Genomic DNA, 23,077 nt, shown 5'->3' on the forward strand with positions numbered 1-23,077 from the left:
ACTATGCTTGCAACCTTGCTGCTGAGTGCGGCCGTGGCCGCCACCCCGACTCCTTTCGATGCCGAGCAACTGTCCGGCAGCTGGTCCGACAGCGTGAATACAAATAGTGTGTGCGAAGAAGCGCGCCACTTCACGCGCATGCAGCTGTCAGACGACCATCAGCGGCTGGCGATCTTCAACGACCGCACGTGGAAAAGCAAGCTGGGCGAAACCAACCGCTTTGCCGCGACGGTGGTGGCGGAAACGGAGCGTAGCCTGACGTTACGCTATGACAATGAAACCCGCCTCAATGCCGCCGGCAAGCTGGTGGAATGGCAATTGATCATCGTCGCGCCCGGCGTGTACCGCTGGCGCGAGACGGGCTGGCCCGAAGGCAAGGTCAACGGGGTGGTCGGCATCCGCTGTTCTCCCTGAGGCGCGCGCACAAGCATGCCATTCTGCTATGCTTTCGGCATTATTCGATATTGTTAGGAAATTGCATGTCCGCACGTTTGCTCTTGCCCCTGTTCCTGGGCGCTGCCGTGGCGCTGGCCGCCATGCCGGCGCAGGCCCGTACGCCGAGGCTGTCGCTGATCGAGCAGGCGCAAAGTTGCGACGGCGGCGCTACCTGTCCGTATTTTCCCGACGTCTACAAGGCGGACTACGCCTTTCGCAAGGCTTTTAATGTCGGCTTGAAAAAGGCGGGCCTGAAGCGGCAGCGCTGGGTGCCCGATGGCGTGGCCAGCCCGCTCAAGCCGGTCGAGATCGACGGCAAGGCGCGCCTGCTGAGCAGCGTCTGCGAACCGCACAATTGCGGCCACCGCTATTCGATTTTGTACGACCCGGCCGCGCGCAGCATGACGGGCGTGTACATGGGCAGCGATGGCAAGGGCGGCGTGCGCACCGTCTACTTCGGCGAGCCCAGCATCGCAGAAGCCGAACTGCTGTACAAGAACTGATGCACGCGCCACTGCACATTTCCAGCGAGCGCAACGAACTGGACGTGCCCATGATTCACCGCTACCTGAGCGAGCAGTCGTACTGGAAGCGCGGTGTGGCAATCGACACGGTGCGCAAGGGGATCGCCAACGCGCTGTGTTTCGGCGGCTATGTGGATGGGCAGCAAGTGGCGTTCGCCAGGGTCGTCACCGACTACACGGATTTTGCGTACCTGCGCGACGTGTTTGTGTTGCCGCAATACCAGGGGCGCGGCTATGGCAAGCAGATGGTGGCCGCCGTGCTCGGCGATGCGCGTTTGCGCGATGTCGCCTGGATGCTGGGCACCGACGATGCGCATGGCCTGTATGCTGGCTTTGGTTTTACGCCGCTGGAGGCGCCGCAAAAGTACATGCGCCGCCCGGCGCCAGTAAAATTATCAAAAGAATAGTTGATTCCATAAAAACTATTGATATTGTCGTATCAGATTAATATTGCCTTGATAATGACAATATGTCATTATGCGCGCTCTGCTGCGATTGCGCAGCCGTACTTTGCTGGTGTTTTTGCCTTGCCATCGCCATACGGTGAGGGCGAGCTGAATGAGCGGTCTGACTGGTCGTCCCCTGGGTACGTTTTTTCGACAATGTAAAGGAATACATCATGAAACAATATGGCGCCGAATTTCTCGGCACGTTCTGGCTGGTACTGGGCGGTTGCGGCAGCGCCGTGCTGGCCGCGGCCTTCCCTGGTCTTGGCATCGGCTTTGTCGGCGTGGCGCTGGCGTTTGGCCTGACGGTGCTGACCATGGCTTACGCCATCGGCCACATCTCGGGCTGCCACCTGAATCCTGCCGTCTCGATCGGCCTGTGGGCAGGCGGCCGTTTCCCTGCCAATCAACTGTTGCCATACATCATCGCGCAAGTGCTGGGCGCCATCGTGGCTGGCGGCGTGCTGTACGTGATCGCCAGCGGCCAGGCCGGTTTCGATGTGAGCAAGGGCTTTGCCTCGAACGGTTTCGGCGCCCACTCGCCGGGCGGCTATTCGATGCTGTCGGCGCTGGTCATTGAAATCGTGCTGACGATGTTCTTCCTGATCGTCATCCTGGGCGCCACCGACAAGCGCGCACCGGCCGGCTTCGCCCCGCTGCCGATCGGCCTGGCGCTGACCCTGATTCACCTGATCAGCATCCCCGTCACCAATACCTCCGTCAATCCGGCCCGCAGCACGGGCGTGGCCCTGTACGTGGGCGACTGGGCGACGAGCCAGCTGTGGCTGTTCTGGCTGGCACCGATCATCGGCGCCTTGCTGGGTGCGCTGGCCTACCGCCTGATTGCCGGCGAAAAAGAGTAGGTCGGCTTGGCCCGCAGGGCGTAAGCCGACAATGCCGGCAACGCAGCTTGTCGGCTTACGCGCGGCCTTGCCACGCTAAGCCGACCTACGCGGCTGGCCTACCGCCCGATTGCCGGCAAACGATTTGACGAAAGCAGCCCACGGGCTGCTTTTTTCGTTTACTCGGCCGCGCGCCACTCGCTCAGGTAGTGCTGCGGCGTGCGACCCAGGATGCGGCGGAACATGGCGCTGAAGGCGCTGGGGCTGGCGTAGCCCAGCGCATAGGCGATGGCGGCCACGCCTTCGCCCCGGTCCAGGCGGCAGAAGGCCTCGGCCAGGTGGACTTGCTGCAGCCATTGGCGGTAGTGCAGACCCGTTTCCTTGGGGAATAAACGGATCAGGGTGCGCGCGCTGGCGCCCGCATCCTGCGCCCAGTCCTCGATGCTGCGCCGGCTGCCGGGCGCGTCCATGATGGCCGAGCAGACGGCCACCAGGCGGCGGTCGCGCGGCCAGGGGATAGCGAGGGGCACGGTATCGGCCGCCGCCAGTTCCGACAGGATCAGGTGCGCCAGCCAGTCGCCGCGCCCCTCTAGCGCATATTCGACCGGTTCGGCCAGCAAGGCCAGGATCAGTTCGCGCAGCAGCCGGCTCACTTCCAGCACCTTGCAATCGGCACCATATCGGGCCGCCACCTGTGCGTCGATGTACACGGTACGCATGCTCAGTTCGCTCAAGATGTGGACTTCATGCACGATGCCCACGGGGATCAGCAGGGCGCGCCGCGGCGGCAACATCCATACGCCGTGCTCGGTGGACACGCGCATCACGCCTTCCGTCGCATACAGCAGTTGCGCCCGCACATGGCTGTGCGGCGCCGTGTAGTCGCCCGCCGCATATTGCCGGGACATGGCCGTCACGGGGCGCGGCACGTGCTGGTAATCGTGCGAGCTGGTGCTGCGGCTGAACGGCACGCCATCGGGGTGGGTCTGGACGAGGGGTTGGGTGTACATGCTGGTCGTTGGATGCGCTCTTAATTGTCACCTAGTTGTCACTTGGGCGACGATTATTGGAAGTTATCAGTTCAGTGACCATACTATACTGGCTTCTTTGCCGGGCCGCCCGCCGAGCCCGATTATTGCGGATGACACATGCACACAACCACAACTGCTCCAGCATTGGCCAAGTCCGTGCCGGCGGCTCCTTCGCTTCATAGTTCCCAACAACAATCCGGTCTGGCCATGCACATCCTGGGCGCCGTCGCCTTCGTGCATTTGCTCAATGACTTGATCCAGGCATTATTGCCGTCGATTTATCCGATGCTGAAAGCTGAGTTTTCACTCAGTTTTACCCAGGTCGGCCTCATAACCCTGACGTTCCAGTGCACGGCTTCCTTGCTGCAACCCTGGATCGGCTTGTACACGGACCGCCGTCCGCTGCCATTCCTGCTGCCCGTCGGCATGTGCTTTACCCTGGCCGGCGTGCTGATGCTGTCCGTCGTCTCGACCTTTCCCACCTTGCTGATCGCCTCGGGCCTGATCGGCGTCGGTTCCTCGACCTTCCACCCGGAAGCGTCGCGCGTGGCGCGCATGGCCTCGGGCGGGCGCTACGGCTTTGCCCAGTCGCTGTTCCAGGTGGGCGGCAATGTCGGTTCCGCGCTGGGACCGCTGCTGGCGGCCGCCGTCATCGTCAACCGTGGCCACGGCAATATCGCCTGGTTCAGCCTGCTGGCAGTGCTGGCCATCGGCGTGCTGTACAAGGTCAGCCACTGGTATAGCGGCCACCTGGCCAGCTTCAAGCCGAAGGCGGGCGGCCACGGCCCTAATTTGTCGCGCAACAAGGTGATGGGGGCGCTGGGCGTGCTGGCCCTGCTGGTGTTTTCCAAGTACATCTACATGGCCAGCCTGTCGAGCTACTACACGTTCTACCTGATCGACAAATTCCACCTGTCGCTTGGCGATGCCCAGCTGTATTTGTTCCTGTTCCTCGCCGCCGTGGCGGCCGGCACCTTCATGGGCGGCCCCATCGGCGACCGTATCGGCCGCAAGCGCGTGATCTGGATTTCCATCCTGGGCGCCGCGCCATTTACCCTGCTGCTGCCCTACGTCGACCTGTTCTGGACGGCCGTGCTGACGGTGATCATCGGCTTCGTGATTTCATCCGCGTTTTCCGCCATCGTCGTCTTCGCGCAGGAACTGGTGCCGGGCAAGGTGGGCATGATCGCGGGGATTTTCTTTGGCCTGATGTTCGGCGTGTCCGGCATCGCCGCCGCCGCGATGGGCCACCTGGCCGACGTGGCGGGCATCGCCTATGTGTACAAAATCTGCTCCTACCTGCCGCTGCTGGGCATCCTGACGGTGCTGCTGCCGCATATCGAACAGGCGAAAAAATAAGCTGGCGCCGCAGGAGGGCTTGACGGCCCGCCCGCGCGCATGCGATATTGTCCCATGATCTCTTCCATCCTCCCTCCAGTCCTTGCATACCGCGCCGCCGCTGCGCTGTGTCCGTGTACCTGGCTTCGCGAGGATGCGGCCCGGCGCCGTTAAACTTTTTACTCCTCATTCCGATGGCCACAGCGTTGAAAAACCTGTGGCCATTTTCTTTTCCGCAACGCGCATGAAAGCCCCGCATGACACTTCATTTGTACGACACGTATAGCCGCAGCCTACGGCCCTTCGAAACCATCGCCCCGGGCCAGGCGGGCCTGTATGCCTGCGGTCCCACCGTCTACGATTACGCGCACATCGGCAACCTGCGCACCTATCTGTTCGTCGACGGCTTGCGCCGCGCGCTCGAATTCAATGGCTTGCAGGTGCGCCACGTGATGAACATCACGGACGTCGGCCATCTGACGTCGGATGCGGACAGCGGCGACGACAAGATCGAGGCGCGCAGCGCCCGCAGCGGCAAGTCCGCCTGGGACATCGCTGCCGAATTTACCCGCGCGTTCGAGGGCGATCTGCGCCAGCTCAATATCCTGCCGCCCACCGTCTGGTGCCGCGCCACGGACCACATCGCGGAGCAGATCGCCTTCATCCTCGACCTGGAAGCGAAAGGCTATACCTACCGCACGGACGACGGGATCTATTTCGACACGACGCGCCAGGACAGCTATGGCAAACTGGCGCGTCTGAACCGCGACGGCCTGCAGGCGGGCAAGCGCGTGGACCTGGGAGAGAAACGCGACATCTGCGACTTCGCGCTGTGGAAGTTCAGCGGCGTGCCGGGACAGCGGCAAATGGAGTGGGATAGCCCGTGGGGCCTGGGTTTCCCGGGCTGGCATATCGAATGCTCGGCCATGGCGGAAAAGCACCTGGGCGCGTACTTCGACATCCATTGCGGCGGCGAAGACCACGTGGCCGTCCACCACAGTAACGAGATCGCGCAAACGGAGGCGCGCCACGGCACGCGCCTGGCCAACTTCTGGCTGCACGGCGCTTTCCTGAAAACACAGGATGCGAAGATGTCGAAATCGTCGGGCGACTTTTTACGCCTGCAAAGCCTGGTGGAGCAGGGCATCGATCCGCTGGCCTACCGCTACCTGTGCCTGGGCGCCCACTACCGCAGCAGCCTCAATTTCACGGATGAAGCGCTGCGTGCCGCCGCCAGCGGTTTGGCGCGCCTGCGCGTCAGCGTGCATGGCCTTGGCCAGGTGGATAGTGAGGCCGCCCCTGATCCTGCATGGCTGGCGCGCTTTGCGGCGCAGGTCAACGATGACCTGAACTTTCCGCGCGCCCTGGCCGTGGCCTGGGAACTGCTGAAAAGCGAGCTGCCGGACGCCGTAAAGAAAGCTACGATGGCCCGCTTCGATGCGGCCCTGGGACTCGATCTGCTGGCCTGGCAGCCGGCGCAGGTAGATGTGCCGCAGCCCGTGCAGGCGTGGATGGCGGAACGGGCCATCGCCCGCGCGCAGCGCCAGTGGGCCGAGGCGGACCGCTTGCGCGCACTGGCGCGCGCGGCCGGCTATGACATCGACGATACGCCGCAGGGGCAACAGGCACGGCCTTTGTGAAGATGTCCGGCATAATGGCCGCTTGATGACACTGGAGATGCCGTGAAGCGCCGTTTGCTGCTATTGAGTTGTTGCCTTGCTTTTTCTGCCGCCCGGGCGGCCAGCGAATGCCCGGGCTTTCCCGCGCTGGCCACTTCCAGCGAAACGCTGCTGGCGCAAGTGCGCGCGCTGCCGCCCGTCGGCATCGACCGCGAACGGCAGGCGTGCGCGCCGGCGACCGTCATCGATTTTGCCTACAGCGGCGGGGTGCTGTGCCGTTTTGGCAGTGAAGTGGAGGCGGCGACATCCGCCGTCACGCGCCTGGCCGATGGCGGTGAACTGGTTGAATACCTGTATCTGTTCCCGTATGCGCCGGCCACCCATGCGCGCTTGCTGGCGCTGCTGTCGGCGCGTTTTACACCTGTCGACAGGGCGGCCTGGCCCGCCTTCCTGCAGGGGGCCAGGCCGGGCAAGGAAACCACGGCTCTATTCACGCATGGCGGCTTTTATATCTCGCTGGGCAAGCCCACCGAAGGCGATCCTGCTGAATGGTATTCGAATGTGATCTTTGAAAAGGTGGACCAGCCTGCGCTGGGCGTGCGCAAGGTCTGCAAGGAAGCTCGCGATGGCTGAAGCGGACGCTTTTCCGGCCGCACTGGCAGGCACTGTGGCGCAGCTGTTGCCTGCGCTGGCATATGGCCAGTTGCATGCGCCCGTTCGGTCGTTTTCGGTATGCCAGGATGGCGAGACTTTGCTGATCCCGACGCGCACGTATTACGATAGCGAGCGGCTGCTGGCTTGTACGCGGCTGCCCGGCGACGCGGGCGTGATCGCCCTGTGCCTGGGCGCGCGCCACCATGACGGCCATGTGCGCGAAGCGTGTGCAAGGCAGCTGTTGCTGCAGGAGCGGGCGTGGACGGTGCCGTTCGTCGTGCACCTGTGCGGCGAATACGTGCTGGAGATTGTCGAGATAATTGGCGCGGCGCTGCCGGCCTGGAATACGCAGGCGCTGGCGCGCTACCTGCGGGAGAACCCCGCCTATGTGGACACGCTGGAGCGGCGCACGATCAGTTACTGGAGCTGCTACTACCGCCGGCGCCATCCCGCGTGGGATAGCTACCCGGGACGCAGGACCATGGCGGCCCTGCGTGCATTGCAGCAGCTTACGCCTCGATAAAGCGCATCTTGAAGCTGCGGCCCTTGATATTGCCGAAGTCGCGGCCAAGGGAGTTACCGGCGTTGAGGCGCTTGAAGGCCGCTTCGGCCACCTTGCGGTCCAGCGCCACGTAGGTCATGAACTCGAACACGTTGATCTTGCCCACCTGCTCCTTGGTGAGGCCAGCGTCGCCCGTCAGCGCGCCCAGCAAGTCGCCCGGGCGCAGCTTGTCTTTCTTGCCGCCCATGATGCACAGGGTGACCATCGGCGCCGGCAGCGCCTCCATGCCGTCATCTTCCGCCAGTTCCTTCAGGTCGTGCCATTCGGCAGCGCTGTTCTGGTATTGCTCGATCAGCTTGACCCATTTTTTCTCGTTCGGTGCGCACAGCGACAGGGCCAGGCCCTTCTTGCTGCCGCGGCCCGTGCGGCCGATGCGGTGGATGTGCACTTCCGTGTCCTTCGACACGTCGACGTTGATCACGGCGCCCAGGTCGGAAATATCGAGGCCGCGCGCGGCCACGTCGGTGGCCACCAGCACGGAGCAGCTGCGGTTGGCGAACAGCACGAGGATTTCATCGCGCTCGCGCTGTTCCAGCTCGCCGTACAGGGCCAGCGCGGAAAAGCCTTGCTGGCGCAGTTCGTCGGCCAGCTCGCGGCAATGCACCTTGGTGTTGCAGAAGGCCAGCGTGGATTCCGGCTTGAAGTGCTTGAGCAGTTTGCCAACGGCGCTATTGCGCTCGTCGAAGCCGATTTCATAGAAGCGCTGCTCGATCTTGTCGTTGTCGTGCTGCGCCTCGACCGTCACTTCCAGCGGATTGACGAGGAACGACGCCGTGGCGCGGCGGATATCTTCCGGGTAAGTGGCCGAGAACAGCAGGGTCTGGCGGCGTACGGGGCAGGCGCTGACGATGCCGGCGATTTCTTCGTAAAAGCCCATGTCCGTCATGCGGTCCGCTTCATCGAGCACCAAGGTTTGCACGTGATTCAGGTTGATGGTGCCGCGGCCCAGGTGGTCGCGCAAACGGCCCGGCGTGCCGACGACGATGTGCGCGCCGTGTTCCAGCGAGGCGATTTGCGGGCGCATCGGCGCGCCGCCCGTCAGGGTCAGGATCTTGATGTTGCCAGCCGCGCGGGCCAGGCGGCGCAGCTCATTGGCCACCTGGTCGGCCAGTTCGCGCGTGGGGCACAGCACCAGGCCCTGCACGGCAAACCAGGCCGGATTGAGCTTGTGCAGGATGCCGATGCCGAAGGCGGCCGTCTTGCCGCTGCCCGTTTTCGCCTGGGCGATCAGGTCGCGGCCATCGAGTACCGCCGGCAGGCTTTGCGCCTGGATGGTCGTCATCTCGTGGTAGCCGAGCGAATCCAGGTTGGCCAGGAAGGCGGGCGTCAGCGGCAGGCTGGAAAAAGAAGTGGTGGCGGATGTGGTGTTCATAAGGGCGGAGCCGGTAAAAAGCGGGTGGATGGGCACAGTCTACAGGCGTTATACGCCCTTGTGCGGATGGTTGTGGAAGCTGGCGGCAAACGGCCGCCGGCGTTGGGGTACTAGTTGTCGGGCGCCCAGATGGGCAAGCCGGTCAGATCGAGGCCGGCGTCGCGCGTCCATACGGGCAAGCCCGTGGCGTCGGTCGGCTCCAGCAATTCGAGCTGCACCTGCTTCAAAGCCACCTTGCGCGCGCGCGTGCGGCGTTGCGGTTCCGGCGCCGGCTCAGGCGCCTCGTGCGCTGGCGGCGGGCCGAAACCGGGCAAGTCGATGGTGGCGTTGTCTTTTTTATCTCTCATTTGCTAACCTCTTTCCCTGGCTTGCGAAAGCCAGGGGGCGGGCAAGGTGCTGCCCGCCTATGTCTATACGCTTTAACTTCATCCACAAAACAAAAGCCCGGCTACTGGAGTCGGGCTCATTGTTGGAACAACCGTCAGGAATACCTGTCCTGCGGATTTAAGTGCGGCACGCAGTGTATCACAGGCGTGCCGCATTGTGGGTGGCTTAGCGGAAGCTCAGAGCGCCCGTCAGGTCGCCCGGCGGCAGCGCGCCGCGCGACGCAAAGGCGTCGTTGCGCACTTTCAGGCCTTCGAGCAGCGGCAGGTCGTGCAGGCGCGTGATCAGGCGCAGGATCGACGTCGTGTCATAAAAACTGTGGTCGACGGCGCCTTTCTTCGCGTACGGCGAGACGACGATGGCGGGAATGCGCGTGCCCGGACCCCAGCGGTCGCCTTTCGGCGGCGCCACGTGATCCCACCAGCCGCCGTTTTCATCGAAGGTGATCACGACGATCATGTCCTTCCACTGCGGCGATTCCTTTAAATGCTGGATGACGTTGGCCACGTGCTGGTCGCCCGATTCGATATCGGAATAGCCGGCGTGCAGGTTCAGATTGCCCTGCGGCTTGTAGAAGGTCACGGCCGGCAGCTTGCCCGCCACGGCGGCGGCGAGGAATTTGTTCGAGATCGGGCTGTCGCCTGTGCCGCCGTCGCGCAGGTGCTCGGCGCGCGCAGCCGTGCCTGGCGCGAACTGCTTGAAGTAGTTTAGTGGCTGGTGGTGGAACTGGAAGTTCGGCTTGCTGCCGCCGCCTTTTTGGTCGAGCGCCGCTTGCCAGCCGCCGCCATACCACGCCCAGCTGACGCCCTTGCGCGACAGCAGGTCGCCGATGGTGTCATAGGTTTGCGGCGGCAGGGTGTTCGCGTCGGCCGGGTCGGCATGCAGCGGGTCGCCGTCGAAGGCGGGGCGGATGTAGCTCGGTTGATATGGCGGGGCCATGGTGTTGACGGCATAGCCGTCCGGCGTGATGGCGCCGTCGTTCACATATTTCGGCTTGCCGTCCAGCGCGGAGGCGGGGCAGTCGGGCGAGATCGCCAGGCGCACGCCTTGCGGGCCGTCGGACAGTACGGCGATCTTTTTCTTCGCCGCCGTTTCGGCCGCGTTGAAGTATTCGTTGGCGCGGCCGGTCACCAGGAACTGGTGGTTCATGTAGGAGCCGCCGAAGGCTGCCATGAAGAAGTTGTCGCACAGCGTGTATTGCTCGGCGATCTGCCACAGGTTCAGGTTTTTCGACGTTTCGCCGTAATGGCCCATCACCAGGCCGCCGCTGTCGGCCCACGCGGCAAAGCCGTCGTTCTTGCCGCCGTTGATCTGCATCTGGTTGTTATAGAAGCGGTGCACGAGGTCGCGCGTGATGATGCTCTCGGGCAGGGGCTTGCCGGCCGCGTCGCTCAATTTGTAGGGCGCGTTGGGCAGGCCGGAAATCTGGTCTTCCTTGATCAGGTAATCGGTGCCGCCGATATTTTGCTGGTTCGGCACGAGGCCGCCCCAGATCTTCGGCAGCGTGGCCAGCGGCTTGCCGTCGCGGTCCAGCTGCTGCGCCTGTTCCGCCGTGACGGCGGACAGGGGCGCGCTGGTGCCGGGGAAGTTGGCGAACAGGTTGTTGAAGCTGCGGTTTTCCAGGTAGATCACGACCACGTTCTTGACGTGCGCCTTGAGTTTCGCGTCGAGCGAACCCTTGGCGATGGTCTTTTTGGCGGGCGCGGCGTCGGCCAGCGCCGGCAGGCTGGCGGCCAGGCCGACTGCGGAAGCAGCCTGGAAAATGCGCCGGCGCGAGGGATTGGCGGGTTGGTCGGCCGGATCGGCTGGCAGGGCGGTGGCGAGGTCCTTCACACATTCTCCTTGGGTGTCTCTATGGGCACGGGCGTTGGCGGCAATCGCCGGCAACGCCCGTGAAGCGGGAAAATTGTATCACCGGCCCTGCGCCGGTGTGAAATACTAGAACTGGTAGCGCACGCTCAGCGCCACCTTGCGCGCCGGACCATACATGCCTGAGTACCACCAGTCTGACACGGACGCCGTGTATTTTTTGTCGAACAGGTTGGCCACGTTGACGGTGGCAGACAGCTTGTCGTTGACGTCGTAGCGCGCCATCAGGCTGGCCACCGAGTACGCCTTCTGTTCCCAGTGCATGGTGCTATTGATCTGCCACGCGTCGATGTCCGAATACACGCGGCTTTGCCAGTTCACGCCGCCGCCGATGGTCAGGCGATTCAGGTCGCCGGGCAGGCGGTAGGTGGTCCACAGTTTCACCAGGTGGCGCGGGAAGGTGGTCAGGATGGCCTTGCCGGCATTGTTTTCCGTCTGGCTGTACGACCACGATGCCGAAATATTCCAGTCCGGCGTGATGGCGCCCGTCGCTTCAACGTCCACGCCCTGGGTCTTGGCGCCCTTGATGGCGCGGTTGGCAGGATTGTTCGTGCCAGGCACGGTGTAGCCGGGGTCCGATTCGGACAGATTGCTCTGGCGGATCTGGTACAGCGCGGCAGAGGTGTTCAGGCGGCCATCGAGCCAGCCGCTCTTGATGCCCGCTTCAAAGGTCTTGCCCTCGCGCGGCGCCAGCAGCTTGCCGTAGCGGTCTTGCGATGCTTGCGGCTGGTAGATGGTGGAGTAGCTGGCGTAGGCGCTGTGCGTGCCGTCGATGTCGAATACGAGGCCGCCATACGGCGTGAAGACACGGCTCTCCGAGGCCGGGGACGCGCTGTAAAAATTCACGGACGGCGCGTCCGAGATGTAGTTCTCGCTGTAGCGCAGCACCTTGGCGCCGGCGATCAGTTTCAGGTGTTCGGAGAGGTTGAAGCGGCTGGCCGCGTAGGCGCTGGCCTGGCGGCGCGTGCTGTCGTAGATAACGGTGGTACCGCCAAACACGGGCGTTGCCGTGCGATTCCAGCGGTACAGGTTGACTGGCGTGTTTTCGACGCCCCGGTCGAAACGGCCATCGGTCGTGCTTTGAAATTCGCTGTAGTCCATGCCCAGCACCAGCTCGTGCTGGCGGCCGAATGCGCTGAACGGCCCGCGCACATTGACGTCCACGCTGTTGACCTGAAGCTGGTAGTCGCGGTAGTCGGCGTTCAAGCTCAGGCCATCGCCCGTGGCCTGGTCGGGAAAGCCGCCACTCACGCTCAGGTAGACGGCGCGTTCTTCCTGCGACGATTGCACGCGGTTGGCCGAGATTTTCAGCTTCCAGTCGTTGGCCAGCGCGTGCTCCACGGTGGCGAAGAGGTCGGTCGAATTGGTGTCGAAGCGGTTCGACTTGGCGGCCGGGCTGAAAGAGCGTGGCAGGTCCGTCATGACGCCATTGCTGTAGAACAGGGGGAATCCCAGGTAGGACAAGGATCCGTTCGAGCGCTTGCGCTGGTGCGTGACGCCGGCCGTCAGCTTCGTGTCGCGTGACAGGTCCGCCTCGACCACGCCATAGACCACTTTCTTGTCGCGGCTGTAGCCGTCGATGATGCTGTCGCCTTCTTCGTACACCGTCACCAGGCGGCCGCGCACGCTGCCAGTCTCGTTCAGCGGACCCGAGACGTCGGCCATGGCGCGCCGCTCATCGTAGGAAGCCAGCTCGCCCTCGACGGAGGCCTGGAACTGCGCCGTCGGCTTCTTGCGCACCATGTTGATGGCGCCCGACGCGTCGCCCGCGCCCGTCATCAGGCCCGAGGCGCCGCGCAGCACTTCGATGCGGTCGTACAGCGCCATGTCGGCCAGGCTTTGCGACGGTATCGCATTGAGGCCCAGGTTTTCCGAATGCGTGCTGACGCCATCGAGCTGGTAATTGGTGATCGAATAGCCGCGCGAAGTAAAGCCCGTGCGTTCGCTGCCCAGCGAGAACAGGGTGATGCCCGGCGTCTGCGCCATCACTTGCGCGATCGTGTTCAAGCCCTGGTCCTGCATGCGTTGCTGCGTGATGACGCTGACCGACTGCGGCGTTTCCCTGACCGACAGGCCCAGCGGCGTGGCCGTGGCGATCGGCAGGGTGGAGACATACGCGCCCGAGCCTTCCGTCGCATCCTGCTGCGCCTTGACCGATACTTCCGGCATCATCGCCATCGCTTCGCCACCCGCCGCCGCATCGGCCGGGCGCAGCACATAGCTGCCGTTGGCGCTGCGCTCGGCCTTCAGGCCCGTGCCGCGTAGCACGCCGTTCAGGGCGGCCAGCACGTCGTGGCGGCCGCTCAAGCCGGCCGAGGTCTTGCCGCGCGTCTGCTCCGGCGTGAAACTGAGGATGACACGCGACTGGCTGGCGACCTGGCGCAGCGCCGTGGCCAGGTCGCCGGCCGGCACCTGGAAGTCGAGGCTGGCCGCAGCGGCGGCCGCGCTTTCCTGCGCCAGGGCTGGCGTCTGGACGTTCAGCAGCAGGGCCGAACCGATGAAGACGAGCTCGATGGCATACGCCATGGGTTTGATACGCGGCTTGGAATGAATGGCAGGAGACATGGTTACCTTGTGGTGTAGTCGTCAAAAAAGAACGTTGCCTACACAGGTCACGCGAGAATCGGAAGCGGGTACTTTTTTTTGCGCCGGCGTCAAAATATATTTTCAGCGCGGCTGGCGCGCCTCGACCTGCACCCAGTAGCGCGTGCGCAGGCGCACGTCCACGGGCAGGGAGTCGGGCAGCGACAGCACCACGGCATCCAGGTCGGCCAGCGGGAAGACGCCGGAGATGCGCAGGCCGGCGACGGCGTCGTCGCAGCCCAGCAAGCCGTGGCGGTAGCGGCTCAGTTCATGCAGAAAGTCGCGCAGCGGCATGGCGTCGGCCAGCAGCAAACCCTGGCGCCAGGCCCAGACATCGGGTGAGACGGCGTGCGCGGGCAAGGTATTCTGCGCCGTCATGCCGCCGCCCTGGCCCGCGCGGAGCACCGGGCTGGCGTTGCCATGGCGCGGCATCAGCCGCACGGCGCCTTCCTCGACGGCGACCAGGGTGCTGCCGTCCGCCTGGCGCACCGAGTAGCGCGTGCCCAGCGCCTGCGCGTGGCCTTGCGCCGTTTCGACGAGGAAGGGGCGGTAGGGCATGCCCGTTTCGCGGGCCGTGGCGATGAACACTTCGCCCTGCACCAGTTGCAGCAGGCGCTGCGTGCCCGTGTAGCGGATGTTGACGGCGCTGCCGCTGTTCAGGTGCAGACGGCTGCCGTCGGGCAGGGTCAGTTCGCGGCGTTCGCCCACGCCGGTGGACAGGTCGGCCAGCGCGGCGCGGGCCATGTCGGGCGCATATTGCGAGCGCGCGCCGAACCAGCCCGTGAGGCCGATGGCCGATACCCACGCCAGCAACTGCAGGCTGCGGCGGCGCGAGATGGTCGAGGCAGGGCGGGAGCGCTGTGTCAACGCTGTGCGGCTGGCCTGCGCATCGAGTTCGCGCAAGCTGCCGCTGACGCTTTCGATGTGTTTCCACGCCCGTTCATGGTCGGGGTGCGCCTGGCGCCACTGCTGCCAGGCCGTTTTTTCCGCCGGCGTCGTTTCGCCGCTCATCAGGGTGGCCAGCCATTCGGCTGCCTGCATGGCGATGGCCAGGTCGATGGGCTGGCCCTGTGCGTAGACGGTGGCGCCGCGCATGTCAGGACGCGGCAAAATCGGGCACGGCAAAAAAGCATAGCAGGTTGGCCTTGCTCAGGTATTTTTTGACGGAATGCGTGGTGGTGTCCAGTTCGGCGGCGATCTCGGCGTAGGTCATGCCGTCCAGGTGTGCCAGCAGGAAAGCGGCCCTGGCCTTGGCGGACAGCTGGTCCAGCGCGCGGTCGACCAGCTGCAGCGATTCGAGCAGGATGGACATCGCTTCCGGCGACGGCGTGCTCGCTTGCGGCTGGTGCAGCAGGGCGTCGAGGTAAGCCCGTTCGAGTTCTTCGCGCCGGCAGTGGTTGGCCAGCAGGCGCTTCGCGATGGTGGCCAGGAAAGGGCGTGGCTGCGCGATCCCGGCACTGCTGCGCGCAACGAAGATCTTGATGAAGGTATCCTGCGCCAGGTCGCCGGCCAGCCCCGCATCGTGCAGGCGGCGCTTCAGCCAGTGCAGCAGCCAGGAATGGTGCTCGGCATACAGGGCCTGGAAGTCGGACGGAGGGGAAGGGGCGGACAGCATGCGAAGAGGGCGGGATAGCTTAATCTAAATGAGAATTGTTCTCATAATAACGCAGCGGCGCGCGCCAGGCAATCAGGAAAACGCGGCGTTGCTGAAATGCGACTGCGCGCCCGGGCCACGCGCTGTGCCGGATTTGCGCCTGCACACGGTAGATGTAAAAGTTTCCTTAGCGCAAGCTTTCATGTGAGAAAATGCGGCTTGTCGATGTGGTGCGGAGCGGAGCGAAAAATGATGTGGATGGTTGGCGGTGCCCTGATTCTATTGGTCGCCAGATTTTTATGGCTGGCCTATTTTCATCGGGTCAACGCGATGTCGCGCCAGGCGGAATTGATGAACTGGCTCGATATCGGCCGGGTGTCGAACCCCGATGGCGGCAAGGATATTCTGTTGGCCAGAAACGAGCGCGGCGCCCGGATCGACTGGCGCACGGGCGAAGTCTGGCTGATGAACCCCAAGGTGGCCGAGCCGTTTGCCGATTTCCTCGCCGTCGAGCGCTGGCTGACGATGCGCGACATACCGGCGGCGGGCAAGCCGGCCGCAGCCACGCCTGCGCCAGTGGAACCGGAACCGGAAGCGGCGCCTGAGCCCGGCCCCGTGCGCGACACCTTGCCGGCCTTCCAGCAAAAAGTCGATGCCTGCCTGGCCAAGGCCGAAGGCGGCCAGGAATTGCTGGAAACCAAGCAGGCGTTCGAGGCGGGCAGCGAGCCCTATCTTGAGGCGTCGACGGAGTTGAGCAAGACGGCGCTCGAGCTCGAAGTGTCGCCAGCCATGGTAGCGACGTTTCATATCAGCGCCTTTGCCGCCCTGTCCGAAACGGCGGGCGCCGACAAGCTGGAAAGAGTGGCGGCCAGCCTGCACGCGGCGGCCAGGCAGATCAGGGCCAGCGTCGCCGTGTAAAAAGCGGGCCTGACCCGGAATGAAAAAAACCGCTGACTCCCTTGCAGGAATCAGCGGTTTTTATGTATTGGTTGCGGGGACAGGATTTGAACCTGTGACCTTCGGGTTATGAGCCCGACGAGCTGCCAGACTGCTCCACCCCGCAGGCGAATTATAACCGAGTTTGTTGCATTGCGAAAGAGCGGATTGACACGAAGGGCATTTGCTTTGCATGAGGGCGGTAGGCATGCTGCGCCGCAATGGAAAAAGCCGCCGATCCCTTTGCAGAATCAGCGGCTTTTATATATTGGTTGCGGGGACAGGATTTGAACCTGTGACCTTCGGGTTATGAGCCCGACGAGCTGCCAGACTGCTCCACCCCGCAGGCGAATTATAGCGGGGTTTGCTGCAATGCGCAATGGCCGGGTTTTAGACCCCCGATTACGCCGCCGCCAGGCGCCACAGCGACGTGACTTCCTTCGAACGGGCCGCATGCAGGCTGTCGGTGGCGTCCTGTGCGCGCGGGTGCGTGGGTTTCACGTCCAGGCGGTCGATGACTTTCAAGCCCGCCTGTTGTATCCACTCGAGCAATTGCGCGCGCGGGCGCAAGCCCAGGTGCTCGGCCAGGTCCGACAGGATCAGCCAGCCTTCGCCGTTTGGCTCCAGGTGGTCGGCCAGGCCGGCGAGGAAGCCGCGCAGCATGCGGCTGTCCGGATCGTAGACGGCGTATTCGATCGGCGAGCTGGGACGGGCCGGCAGCCATGGCGGATTGCACACGACGAGCGGCGCGCGGCCGGCGGGGAACAGGTCGGCCTGCACCACCTCGACCTTGTCGGCCACATCGAGGCGGGCCAGGTTTTCGCGCGCGCAGGACAGGGCGCGCGGGTCCTGGTCGGTGGCAACGATGCGGGCGACGCCGCGCTGCGCCAGCACGGCGGCCAGCACGCCCGTGCCGGTGCCGATGTCGAAGGCCAGGCTGGCGCGCGCGGGCAGCGGCGCTTCCGCCACCAGGCCCACGTATTCGCCGCGGATCGGCGCGAACACGCCGTAGTGCGGATGGATGCGCTGGCCCAGGGCCGGCAGTTCCACGCCCGTGCGGCGCCATTCGTGCGCGCCGATCAGGCCCAGCAGTTCGCGCAAGGAGGCGATAAACGGCTCTTCGCCGCGGCCATACGCTTCATTGCACGCCAGTTTCACGTCCGGCGCGCGGCGCAGCGGGATCGTGTAGTCGGCATCGAAGGGCAGCAGCAGCATGGCCAGGGTGCGGGCGCGCTGCGACTGGGCCTGGCGGTGCAGATGGAACGCTTCCGTGGCGGTCGGTTCCGGCTTGGCCAATTTGGCGGCCTTGGCCTTCTTGCTTGGCTTGTCGTTCTTGTGGTCGGCGCGCCGCGCCAGTGCCTGCAGCAGTTGGCGCGCGTTCTGGAAGTCGCCGCGCCACAGCATGGCCGTGCCTTCGCAGGCCAGGCGGTAAGCCTGGTCGGCCGTCGTGCGGTCATCGGCGATGACGACGCGCTTGGGCGGCGGCATGCCGCTTTCCGAGCGCCAGCGGGCCGCGTGTTCGGCGCCGTTTTCGCTCCAGTGGATCTGCGGATGAACGGTAGGTGAAGAGGTGTCGGACATGGGATTCAATCGATAGAAGGGGGCGCGCGGCATGGTCGCCTGCGCAGGCCGTCTTCCATTATACGTTGCTGGCCGTGCCGTCTGTGCTGCCGGCGCTGTCCGTGCCATAGGCGAGCGCCAGCGCGCGGGCGCGCGCCTGGTCTTCCGGCGTGGCTTCCACGATTTTCTTGCCGGCGTCGGCCACCGCGTCCGGCTGCACCAGCTTGAGCAAGCGCAAGCTCAGGCTGCCCGCCAGGTCGCCATCGTTGCCGCTGGCGCTGGCGCCGTCGGACATGCCCTGATAGAGATTGCTTTGCAATTGCTGGCCCAGCAGCTTGAACAGGTCGTGCAGATTGCCGGCGAAATGCGTGTCGGGCAACTGTTTGGCGGGCAGGGCACCGTCATCGGATGCCGGGGCTTCCGGCGTTTCGTTTTGGGTTTGCTCAAGCACGCCCGCGCTGATATTCGATTGATATTGCACTTCCACTTCAAAGTCGAAGGTCTGGCCGTCGGCCGTCGTGATCTTGCCCTTGCCGATGAAATGCGCGTTTTCATCGAGGCTGAAGGCGGCCGCGCGGCTGCTGCCATTGGGGCCCGAAACACTGGCGCTGTCGCTGCTGAAACTGGCTCCCGCCTGCAGATCGACGGAATCGAAGGCAATGGTGGCGCCGTCGCCGAACAGCTGGCGCGTCATGTTGCTCAGAAAATCCTGCGCCACGTCGACGGTGGCGTTGCCCAGCGCATCGGTACGTTGCGACAGCCCCTTGGCCGACAGGTCCAGGCCATTCTTCGACAGGGCCACGACGTCTTGCGCCGTGCGCTGCATCAGGGGTGAGCCGGCCAGGCCCGTGGCGCTGTTGCCCGTGCGGGACGGCTGCTGGCCAGCCAGCGTATTCGAGGCGGGTTGACGGCTGGCGAGGGCGGGAAGCTGGGACATGGCGATTTCTCAATGAGCGAAGTACCGTTATTAACGGCGTTCTACGCCCATTCTTTAACCATTAGTGGTGGTGCGACCAGCTACCGTCCGCCGATTCCAGGTAGGACTTGACGGCATCGGCCTGGCCCGTAGCGTGGCGTTTGAGTTCGCCACATGCGCAAATGCCCTGGTACGGCTGGATATGCGAGCAGGCGGAGACTTTTTGCAGGTAGACCTGCATGGATTTGTGACATTTGACGCACTTGAAGGTGAGGCTGCGGGCGGCTTTCATGGGGTTCCTTGAACTGTTGCGGGGCGCAGGCGGTAGCTGCGCGAAGGCGGCGATTTTAACCCACTCCGCCTGCCGTTACATACTGTTGCAACTGCGCCACGCTGAAGTCAACTGAATCCGGTCTATCACGTTGAGACACTACGGAGGCCATCTGGCATCCATTGACGAGGTAGCACCATGGACAAGCATGACAAGGAAAAGCCTGCACAGCCCGCCAAGGAGCTGGTCAGGAAGTGGCTGAAAGCGGAGCTGGAACAGCGCCGGCCGCCGCCCGACCCCGAGCAGATCCGCCGCGAGCTGGGCTGGGATATGCTCAGATTGTGCCGGGAGCCGGCCAGCCGTTAGCGACCTAACGCACCGTCACCACGCTCTTACCGCCGGACCCCGGCTGCACGAGGATGCGGGTGGCGATGCGTTCCGTCATTTCCTGTACGTGCGAGATGACGCCCACCTTGCGGCCCATCGCTTGCAAGCCGTCGAGCGCATCCATGGCCACGCGCAGGGTTTCCGTGTCCAGGCTGCCGAAGCCCTCGTCGATGAACAGCGATTCCACGCGCACGCGGTTCGAGGACAGCGAGGCCAGGCCCAGCGCCAGGGCCAGCGAGACGAGGAACGATTCGCCGCCCGACAGCGAGTGCACGGAGCGCAGCTCGCCGCCCATGTCCTGGTCGCGCACCATCAGGCCCAGCGACGGATTGTTCGGGTTGTCGATGCGTTCCAGCTGGTAGCGGCGCGCCAGGTGGTTCAGGTGGGCGTTGGCATAGCCGAGCAGCACTTCCAGGGTGAATTGCTGCGCGTAGTTACGGAATTTCTTGCCGTCGGCCGAGCCGATCAATTCATTCAGGCTGGCCCAGCGCCGCTCGATGACGGCTTGCGCCTCGATTTGCGCCAGCATCGCTTGCGCGCTGTGGCGCCGGGCGTCGTCCTGCGCGATGGCCAGGCGCAAGCGCGTCGCTTCCTCGTTGGCCGCCTGGCGTTCCTGCAGCAGGGCGCCGAGCGCCGCCTGCAGCGCGGCCACGTCCATTTCCAGCGCCTGCGGCGGCTGCTGCACATGCGCGGCCAGCTGCTGCTGGCGTTCGGCCAGCACGGAGACGGCTGCCGTGTGGCGGTCGGCGATCACTTGCAGGGCGTCGCGTTCGGCGCGCATGGCGTCCGGCGCGATGGCCAGTCGCGCGCGCAAGCCGGCCATGTCGGCGGGAGCTTGGGCCGGATGGGCTTCCTGGAACTGGCGCAGCCAGTCGTGCAGGGCGGCGGCGGCGCCGTGTTCCTGTTCGCGCAAGGCGGCCAGGCGCCGCGACAACTGCGCGCACGCTTCGTCGAGGCGCGTGCGTTGCTGGCTGGCCGACTGCGCCGCCGTTTGCTGCCGCGCCAGCTGTTCTTTGGACTGCGCGATGGCCGCTGCCAGGCTGCGCTCGACCTCGGCCACGCTCTGGCCCTGCCATAGCGCGTTGCGCTGCGCTTGCAGCGCCGTGCGCTGTTTGTCGGCGGCGGCAAAGGCGGCATGGGCTTCCTGCGCCGTGTGCCGCGCCTTGCCGGCGGCCAGCAGCGCCGCTTCCAGTTGCGCGGCCAGGGTCGCCAGCGCGTGGCCGCGCTTGTCCTGGTCCGCCTGCTGTTTCAGCCATTGCCGGCTTTCCGATTCACGCGCCGCGCGGAAGGCGGCCGGGCCGGCGCGCCAGCTGTCTTTCCAGTCCTCGGCGCCGTCGGCGTCGGCAAAGGCGCCATCGAGCTGCGCCAGCAAGGCATCGAGCGCGGCGCGCGCCGTCTCGCCCTTGTCGGCGTTGCCCGCTTGCTGCGCCTGCAACTGCGCCAGCCGCGCTTGCGCATCGGCGACGGTGCTGGTGCAGCGCGCGTGCTCGCTGGACGCCAGTTCGTGCGCCTCCTGCGTCTGCTCGCGCTGCGCGCCGGCCTGGCGCAGCGCCGCCTCCTGTTGCGCCAGCGCCTGCAAGCCTGCCGCATTGGCCGCCAGCTGCTGCGTGAACCAGTCCGTGCGCTCGTCTTCCTGCGGCAGCTGCAAGGTATCCGCATGCGGTTGCCACTGTGCGTTCAGGCTATCGATGGCGGGCGGCAGGGCAGATAGTTCTTCCGCCGTTTGCGCCCGTTCGCGCATATGGGCGGCTAGTGCCGCCTTGTGCGTGGCCAGTCGTTCCAGATTGCCGCGCACCTGCGTGCGGCAGGCCAGCACGTCATCCTGCAAGCTGGCCAGCATCGCCTGCAAGGCATCGTCGGCGTGGCTGTACGGGTGTTCCAGCGCGCCGCAGACGGGGCAGGGCTGCTCGTCCTGCAAATTGGCCCGCAGCTGCTCGACGCTGGCCGCGCATGCCGCTTCGGCGCCCTTCAACGATTTTTCCGCCTGCGCCAGGCGAGCCTCCAGCAGCGCCGTTTGCGCCGCTTCCGCCGCCAGTGCCGTGCTTTCCGTTTGCGCGGCCTGCGCCAGCTGGGCCGCCTTCGCTTGCCAGTGCGCCAGCGCCTGCCGCTGGCGTGCCAGTTCGCTCCAGGTTTTTTCCGCGCTGGTCAAGATGCGCGCGTGCGCTTCCAGTTGGCCGCGCTGTTCCTGCAGCCCCAGGCCATCGATGGCTTGCACGGCCGCCAGCGCCTCGCGCCGTTCGGCATCGCGCAGCGCCAGTTCGGCAGCGGCGCTGGCCAGCGCATCTTGCGCCGCCTGCGTGGTGTCAAGGGCCTGGCGCACCTGCCGCGCCGATGCGGCCATGCTGGCGTCGGCCGCATCGGCTTGCGCGGCCGCTTGCCCGGCCTGGGCAAACAATTGATCCCATAATTGCCACGATTGCGCCAGCGCCTGCCACTGCTGGTGCGATGCCAGCCACTGACTGCCCGCTTCCTGTTCCGCCTGCGCGGTCTGCTGGCGCTGCTGCAGCGTGTGCAGCGCGGCGCGCGCAGCCTCGTTGGCCTGGTCGGCACCTTGCGCCGCTTGCTTTGCCTGCTCATGCGCGGGCAGCTGGGCCAGGATACCTGCATCGAGCGCCTTGGCCTGGTCGAGCAGGGGCGCCGCATCGTGTTGCGCCGCTTCCCTGGCCTGCAAGGCCGCTGCCGCCAGTTGTACTGCCTGCGCCAGTTGCGTTTCGCTGGCCTCGGCCTGCGCCGCCTGCGCGCGCGACGCTTCCAAGGCCGCGCCCGTGCTGGCGATGTCGTTCGCCAGACGCGCCACGTCGTCGATCAGGGGCCGCGCCGGCTGCAGCAATTCCCACTGCGCCAGCGCCGTGCGGCGCGCTTCGGCAGCGGCCCGTTCGGCATCCGCGCCATCGAGCGCCTCTTTCGCCGCCGCCACCTGGGCTTGCAGCTTGTGCGTCTCCTGGTGCCAGCGCTGCTGCAGTTCCAGCACGGCCTTGCGCAAGTCGATGGTGTGCAGGGTGGTTTCGGCCGCGCCGCACAGCGTTTCGGTATCGGCCCGTTCTTCCGGCGACAGGGGACGCTGGTCGGCCAGTTTTTCGCCCAGGCGTTCGAGGACCTGTTTTTCCTTTTTCGCCCGCTCGAAGGCGCGCATGGAAATGTCGGTATAGATGCTGCTGCCCGTCAGGGTTTCCAGCAACTCGCCCCGTTCATTGTCTTCCGTCTTGAGGAAGGTGGAAAACTCGTTCTGCGCCAGCAGCACGGCGCGCGTAAACTGGTCGAACGACAGGCCGATGCGCTTTTCGATCTCTTCCTTGACTTCCGTCTTGGTACCGCCGATGGGCTGCAGCGCGGGCAGCTGGTGCAAGCTCATGGCGGTGGCCTGCAGCGCCCCTTCCGCCTTGGTGCGCGAGCGGCGCACGCTCCAGCGCGCGCGGTAGCTGGCGCCGTCGTTGCCGACGAAGTCTACTTGCGCGTAACCGTCGGGCGTGCCGCGCCGCAGCAGGGTGCGCGTATCCTGGGCATTGACGGTTTCCTTGCCCACGTCGGGCAGGGCGCTGCCCCGCCCCAGCACTTTCAGCAAACGCGGCGTGGCGTCGTACAGGGCCAGGCACAAGGCGTCGAGCAAGGTGCTCTTGCCCGCGCCCGTGGGGCCGCTGATGGCGAACAGGCCGGAAGACGCCAGCGGCTCCTGTTGGAAGTCGACTTCAAATTCGCCGGCCAGCGAGGCCAGGTTCTTGCCGCTGATGTTCAGTATTTTCATGGTTCTTCAGTT

General features: G+C 65.1%; 21 protein-coding genes and 2 tRNA genes. 10 read left to right on the forward strand and 13 right to left on the reverse strand.

The window, feature by feature from the left end; genetic code table 11:
- Nucleotides 1-3 precede the first annotated feature (3 nt).
- From OPV09_RS10885 to aqpZ, 4 genes are all read left to right on the forward strand, one after another.
- The gene (locus tag OPV09_RS10885) at nucleotides 4-414 is read left to right on the forward strand and encodes a hypothetical protein (RefSeq protein ID WP_139143284.1); all 411 of its coding nucleotides are present in this window, start codon (nucleotides 4-6) and stop codon (nucleotides 412-414) included.
- Nucleotides 415-479: 65 nt separating this feature from the next.
- A complete protein-coding gene (locus OPV09_RS10890; protein WP_319992615.1) occupies nucleotides 480-938 on the forward strand; it encodes an Ivy family c-type lysozyme inhibitor in 459 nt (152 codons plus the stop codon).
- Complete coding sequence (locus OPV09_RS10895) at nucleotides 938-1,366, forward strand: GNAT family N-acetyltransferase (RefSeq protein WP_338681632.1); 429 nt, start codon at nucleotides 938-940, stop codon at nucleotides 1,364-1,366. Before OPV09_RS10890 ends, OPV09_RS10895 begins: the two co-directional genes overlap by 1 nt.
- A 212-nt stretch (nucleotides 1,367-1,578) precedes the next feature.
- Nucleotides 1,579-2,268 (forward strand): aquaporin Z, encoded by a 690-nt coding sequence (gene aqpZ / locus OPV09_RS10900; protein ID WP_058048505.1) that lies wholly within the window; start codon nucleotides 1,579-1,581, stop codon nucleotides 2,266-2,268.
- A gap of 158 nt (nucleotides 2,269-2,426) precedes the next feature.
- On the opposite strand, the gene OPV09_RS10905 is transcribed toward aqpZ, so the two are convergent.
- The gene (locus OPV09_RS10905) at nucleotides 2,427-3,257 is read right to left on the reverse strand and encodes an AraC family transcriptional regulator (protein ID WP_070301578.1); all 831 of its coding nucleotides are present in this window, start codon (nucleotides 3,255-3,257) and stop codon (nucleotides 2,427-2,429) included.
- A 138-nt stretch (nucleotides 3,258-3,395) separates the two neighbouring features.
- Here OPV09_RS10905 and OPV09_RS10910 point away from each other — a divergent pair, with 138 nt between their 5' ends.
- The 4 genes from OPV09_RS10910 to OPV09_RS10925 all read left to right on the forward strand — a co-directional run bounded on the left by OPV09_RS10910 (nucleotide 3,396) and on the right by OPV09_RS10925 (nucleotide 7,412).
- Complete coding sequence (locus OPV09_RS10910) at nucleotides 3,396-4,637, forward strand: MFS transporter (protein ID WP_072454775.1); 1,242 nt, start codon at nucleotides 3,396-3,398, stop codon at nucleotides 4,635-4,637.
- A 236-nt stretch (nucleotides 4,638-4,873) separates the two neighbouring features.
- A complete protein-coding gene (cysS, locus tag OPV09_RS10915; RefSeq protein ID WP_338681634.1) occupies nucleotides 4,874-6,256 on the forward strand; it encodes a cysteine--tRNA ligase in 1,383 nt (460 codons plus the stop codon).
- Nucleotides 6,257-6,298: 42 nt separating this feature from the next.
- Nucleotides 6,299-6,868 (forward strand): hypothetical protein, encoded by a 570-nt coding sequence (locus tag OPV09_RS10920; protein ID WP_338681636.1) that lies wholly within the window; start codon nucleotides 6,299-6,301, stop codon nucleotides 6,866-6,868.
- Nucleotides 6,861-7,412 carry a hypothetical protein gene (locus OPV09_RS10925; protein ID WP_338681638.1) on the forward strand — a complete coding sequence of 184 codons (552 nt, stop codon included), beginning with the start codon at nucleotides 6,861-6,863 and terminating at the stop codon, nucleotides 7,410-7,412. The genes OPV09_RS10920 and OPV09_RS10925 overlap by 8 nt, the downstream gene beginning before the upstream one ends.
- Here the strand turns inward: OPV09_RS10925 and dbpA are convergent.
- The 6 genes from dbpA to OPV09_RS10955 form a co-directional block, all read right to left on the reverse strand.
- Nucleotides 7,399-8,823, reverse strand: coding sequence for an ATP-dependent RNA helicase DbpA (gene dbpA / locus OPV09_RS10930; protein ID WP_338681640.1), 1,425 nt, complete (start codon nucleotides 8,821-8,823; stop codon nucleotides 7,399-7,401). The two genes, OPV09_RS10925 and dbpA, sit on opposite strands and share 14 nt — an antisense overlap.
- A 110-nt stretch (nucleotides 8,824-8,933) precedes the next feature.
- Nucleotides 8,934-9,170, reverse strand: coding sequence for a hypothetical protein (locus OPV09_RS10935; protein ID WP_034758223.1), 237 nt, complete (start codon nucleotides 9,168-9,170; stop codon nucleotides 8,934-8,936).
- Between the two features lie 205 nt (nucleotides 9,171-9,375).
- Nucleotides 9,376-11,040: an acid phosphatase gene (locus OPV09_RS10940; protein ID WP_331777669.1), complete on the reverse strand. Its 1,665-nt coding sequence runs from the start codon at nucleotides 11,038-11,040 to the stop codon at nucleotides 9,376-9,378.
- Between the two features lie 105 nt (nucleotides 11,041-11,145).
- Nucleotides 11,146-13,641: a TonB-dependent siderophore receptor gene (locus tag OPV09_RS10945; protein WP_338681641.1), complete on the reverse strand. Its 2,496-nt coding sequence runs from the start codon at nucleotides 13,639-13,641 to the stop codon at nucleotides 11,146-11,148.
- Between the two features lie 102 nt (nucleotides 13,642-13,743).
- Nucleotides 13,744-14,754, reverse strand: a complete 1,011-nt coding sequence (locus tag OPV09_RS10950; RefSeq protein ID WP_338681643.1) for a FecR family protein — start codon at nucleotides 14,752-14,754, stop codon at nucleotides 13,744-13,746.
- 1 nt (nucleotide 14,755) lies between these two features.
- Nucleotides 14,756-15,274, reverse strand: coding sequence for a sigma-70 family RNA polymerase sigma factor (locus OPV09_RS10955; RefSeq protein ID WP_338681645.1), 519 nt, complete (start codon nucleotides 15,272-15,274; stop codon nucleotides 14,756-14,758).
- Between the two features lie 228 nt (nucleotides 15,275-15,502).
- On the opposite strand from OPV09_RS10955, the gene OPV09_RS10960 reads away from it, so the two are divergent.
- Complete coding sequence (locus tag OPV09_RS10960; RefSeq protein ID WP_338681647.1) at nucleotides 15,503-16,171, forward strand: hypothetical protein; 669 nt, start codon at nucleotides 15,503-15,505, stop codon at nucleotides 16,169-16,171.
- Nucleotides 16,172-16,239: 68 nt separating this feature from the next.
- Here OPV09_RS10960 and OPV09_RS10965 read toward each other — a convergent pair.
- The 5 genes from OPV09_RS10965 to OPV09_RS10985 form a co-directional block, all read right to left on the reverse strand.
- A tRNA-Met gene (locus OPV09_RS10965) sits at nucleotides 16,240-16,316 on the reverse strand.
- Between the two features lie 142 nt (nucleotides 16,317-16,458).
- Nucleotides 16,459-16,535 (reverse strand) — tRNA-Met (locus OPV09_RS10970).
- A 56-nt stretch (nucleotides 16,536-16,591) separates the two neighbouring features.
- Nucleotides 16,592-17,803, reverse strand: coding sequence for a class I SAM-dependent methyltransferase (locus tag OPV09_RS10975; protein ID WP_338681649.1), 1,212 nt, complete (start codon nucleotides 17,801-17,803; stop codon nucleotides 16,592-16,594).
- 25 nt (nucleotides 17,804-17,828) lie between these two features.
- Entirely contained in the window at nucleotides 17,829-18,686 is an 858-nt protein-coding gene (locus OPV09_RS10980) for a hypothetical protein (RefSeq protein WP_338681650.1), read from the reverse strand.
- 61 nt (nucleotides 18,687-18,747) lie between these two features.
- Complete coding sequence (locus OPV09_RS10985; RefSeq protein ID WP_034755039.1) at nucleotides 18,748-18,957, reverse strand: hypothetical protein; 210 nt, start codon at nucleotides 18,955-18,957, stop codon at nucleotides 18,748-18,750.
- Between the two features lie 177 nt (nucleotides 18,958-19,134).
- Between OPV09_RS10985 and OPV09_RS10990 the strand changes: the two genes are divergently transcribed.
- On the forward strand, nucleotides 19,135-19,302 hold the full coding sequence (locus tag OPV09_RS10990; protein WP_166449232.1) for a hypothetical protein: 168 nt from the start codon (nucleotides 19,135-19,137) through the stop codon (nucleotides 19,300-19,302).
- 4 nt (nucleotides 19,303-19,306) lie between these two features.
- Here OPV09_RS10990 and OPV09_RS10995 read toward each other — a convergent pair whose 3' ends face one another.
- A complete protein-coding gene (locus OPV09_RS10995) occupies nucleotides 19,307-23,065 on the reverse strand; it encodes an AAA family ATPase (RefSeq protein ID WP_338681652.1) in 3,759 nt (1,252 codons plus the stop codon).
- Nucleotides 23,066-23,077: the final 12 nt, after the last annotated feature.

The organism is Janthinobacterium sp. TB1-E2 (assembly GCF_036885605.1).
Taxonomy (GTDB): Bacteria; Pseudomonadota; Gammaproteobacteria; order Burkholderiales; family Burkholderiaceae_D; genus Janthinobacterium; species Janthinobacterium aestuarii.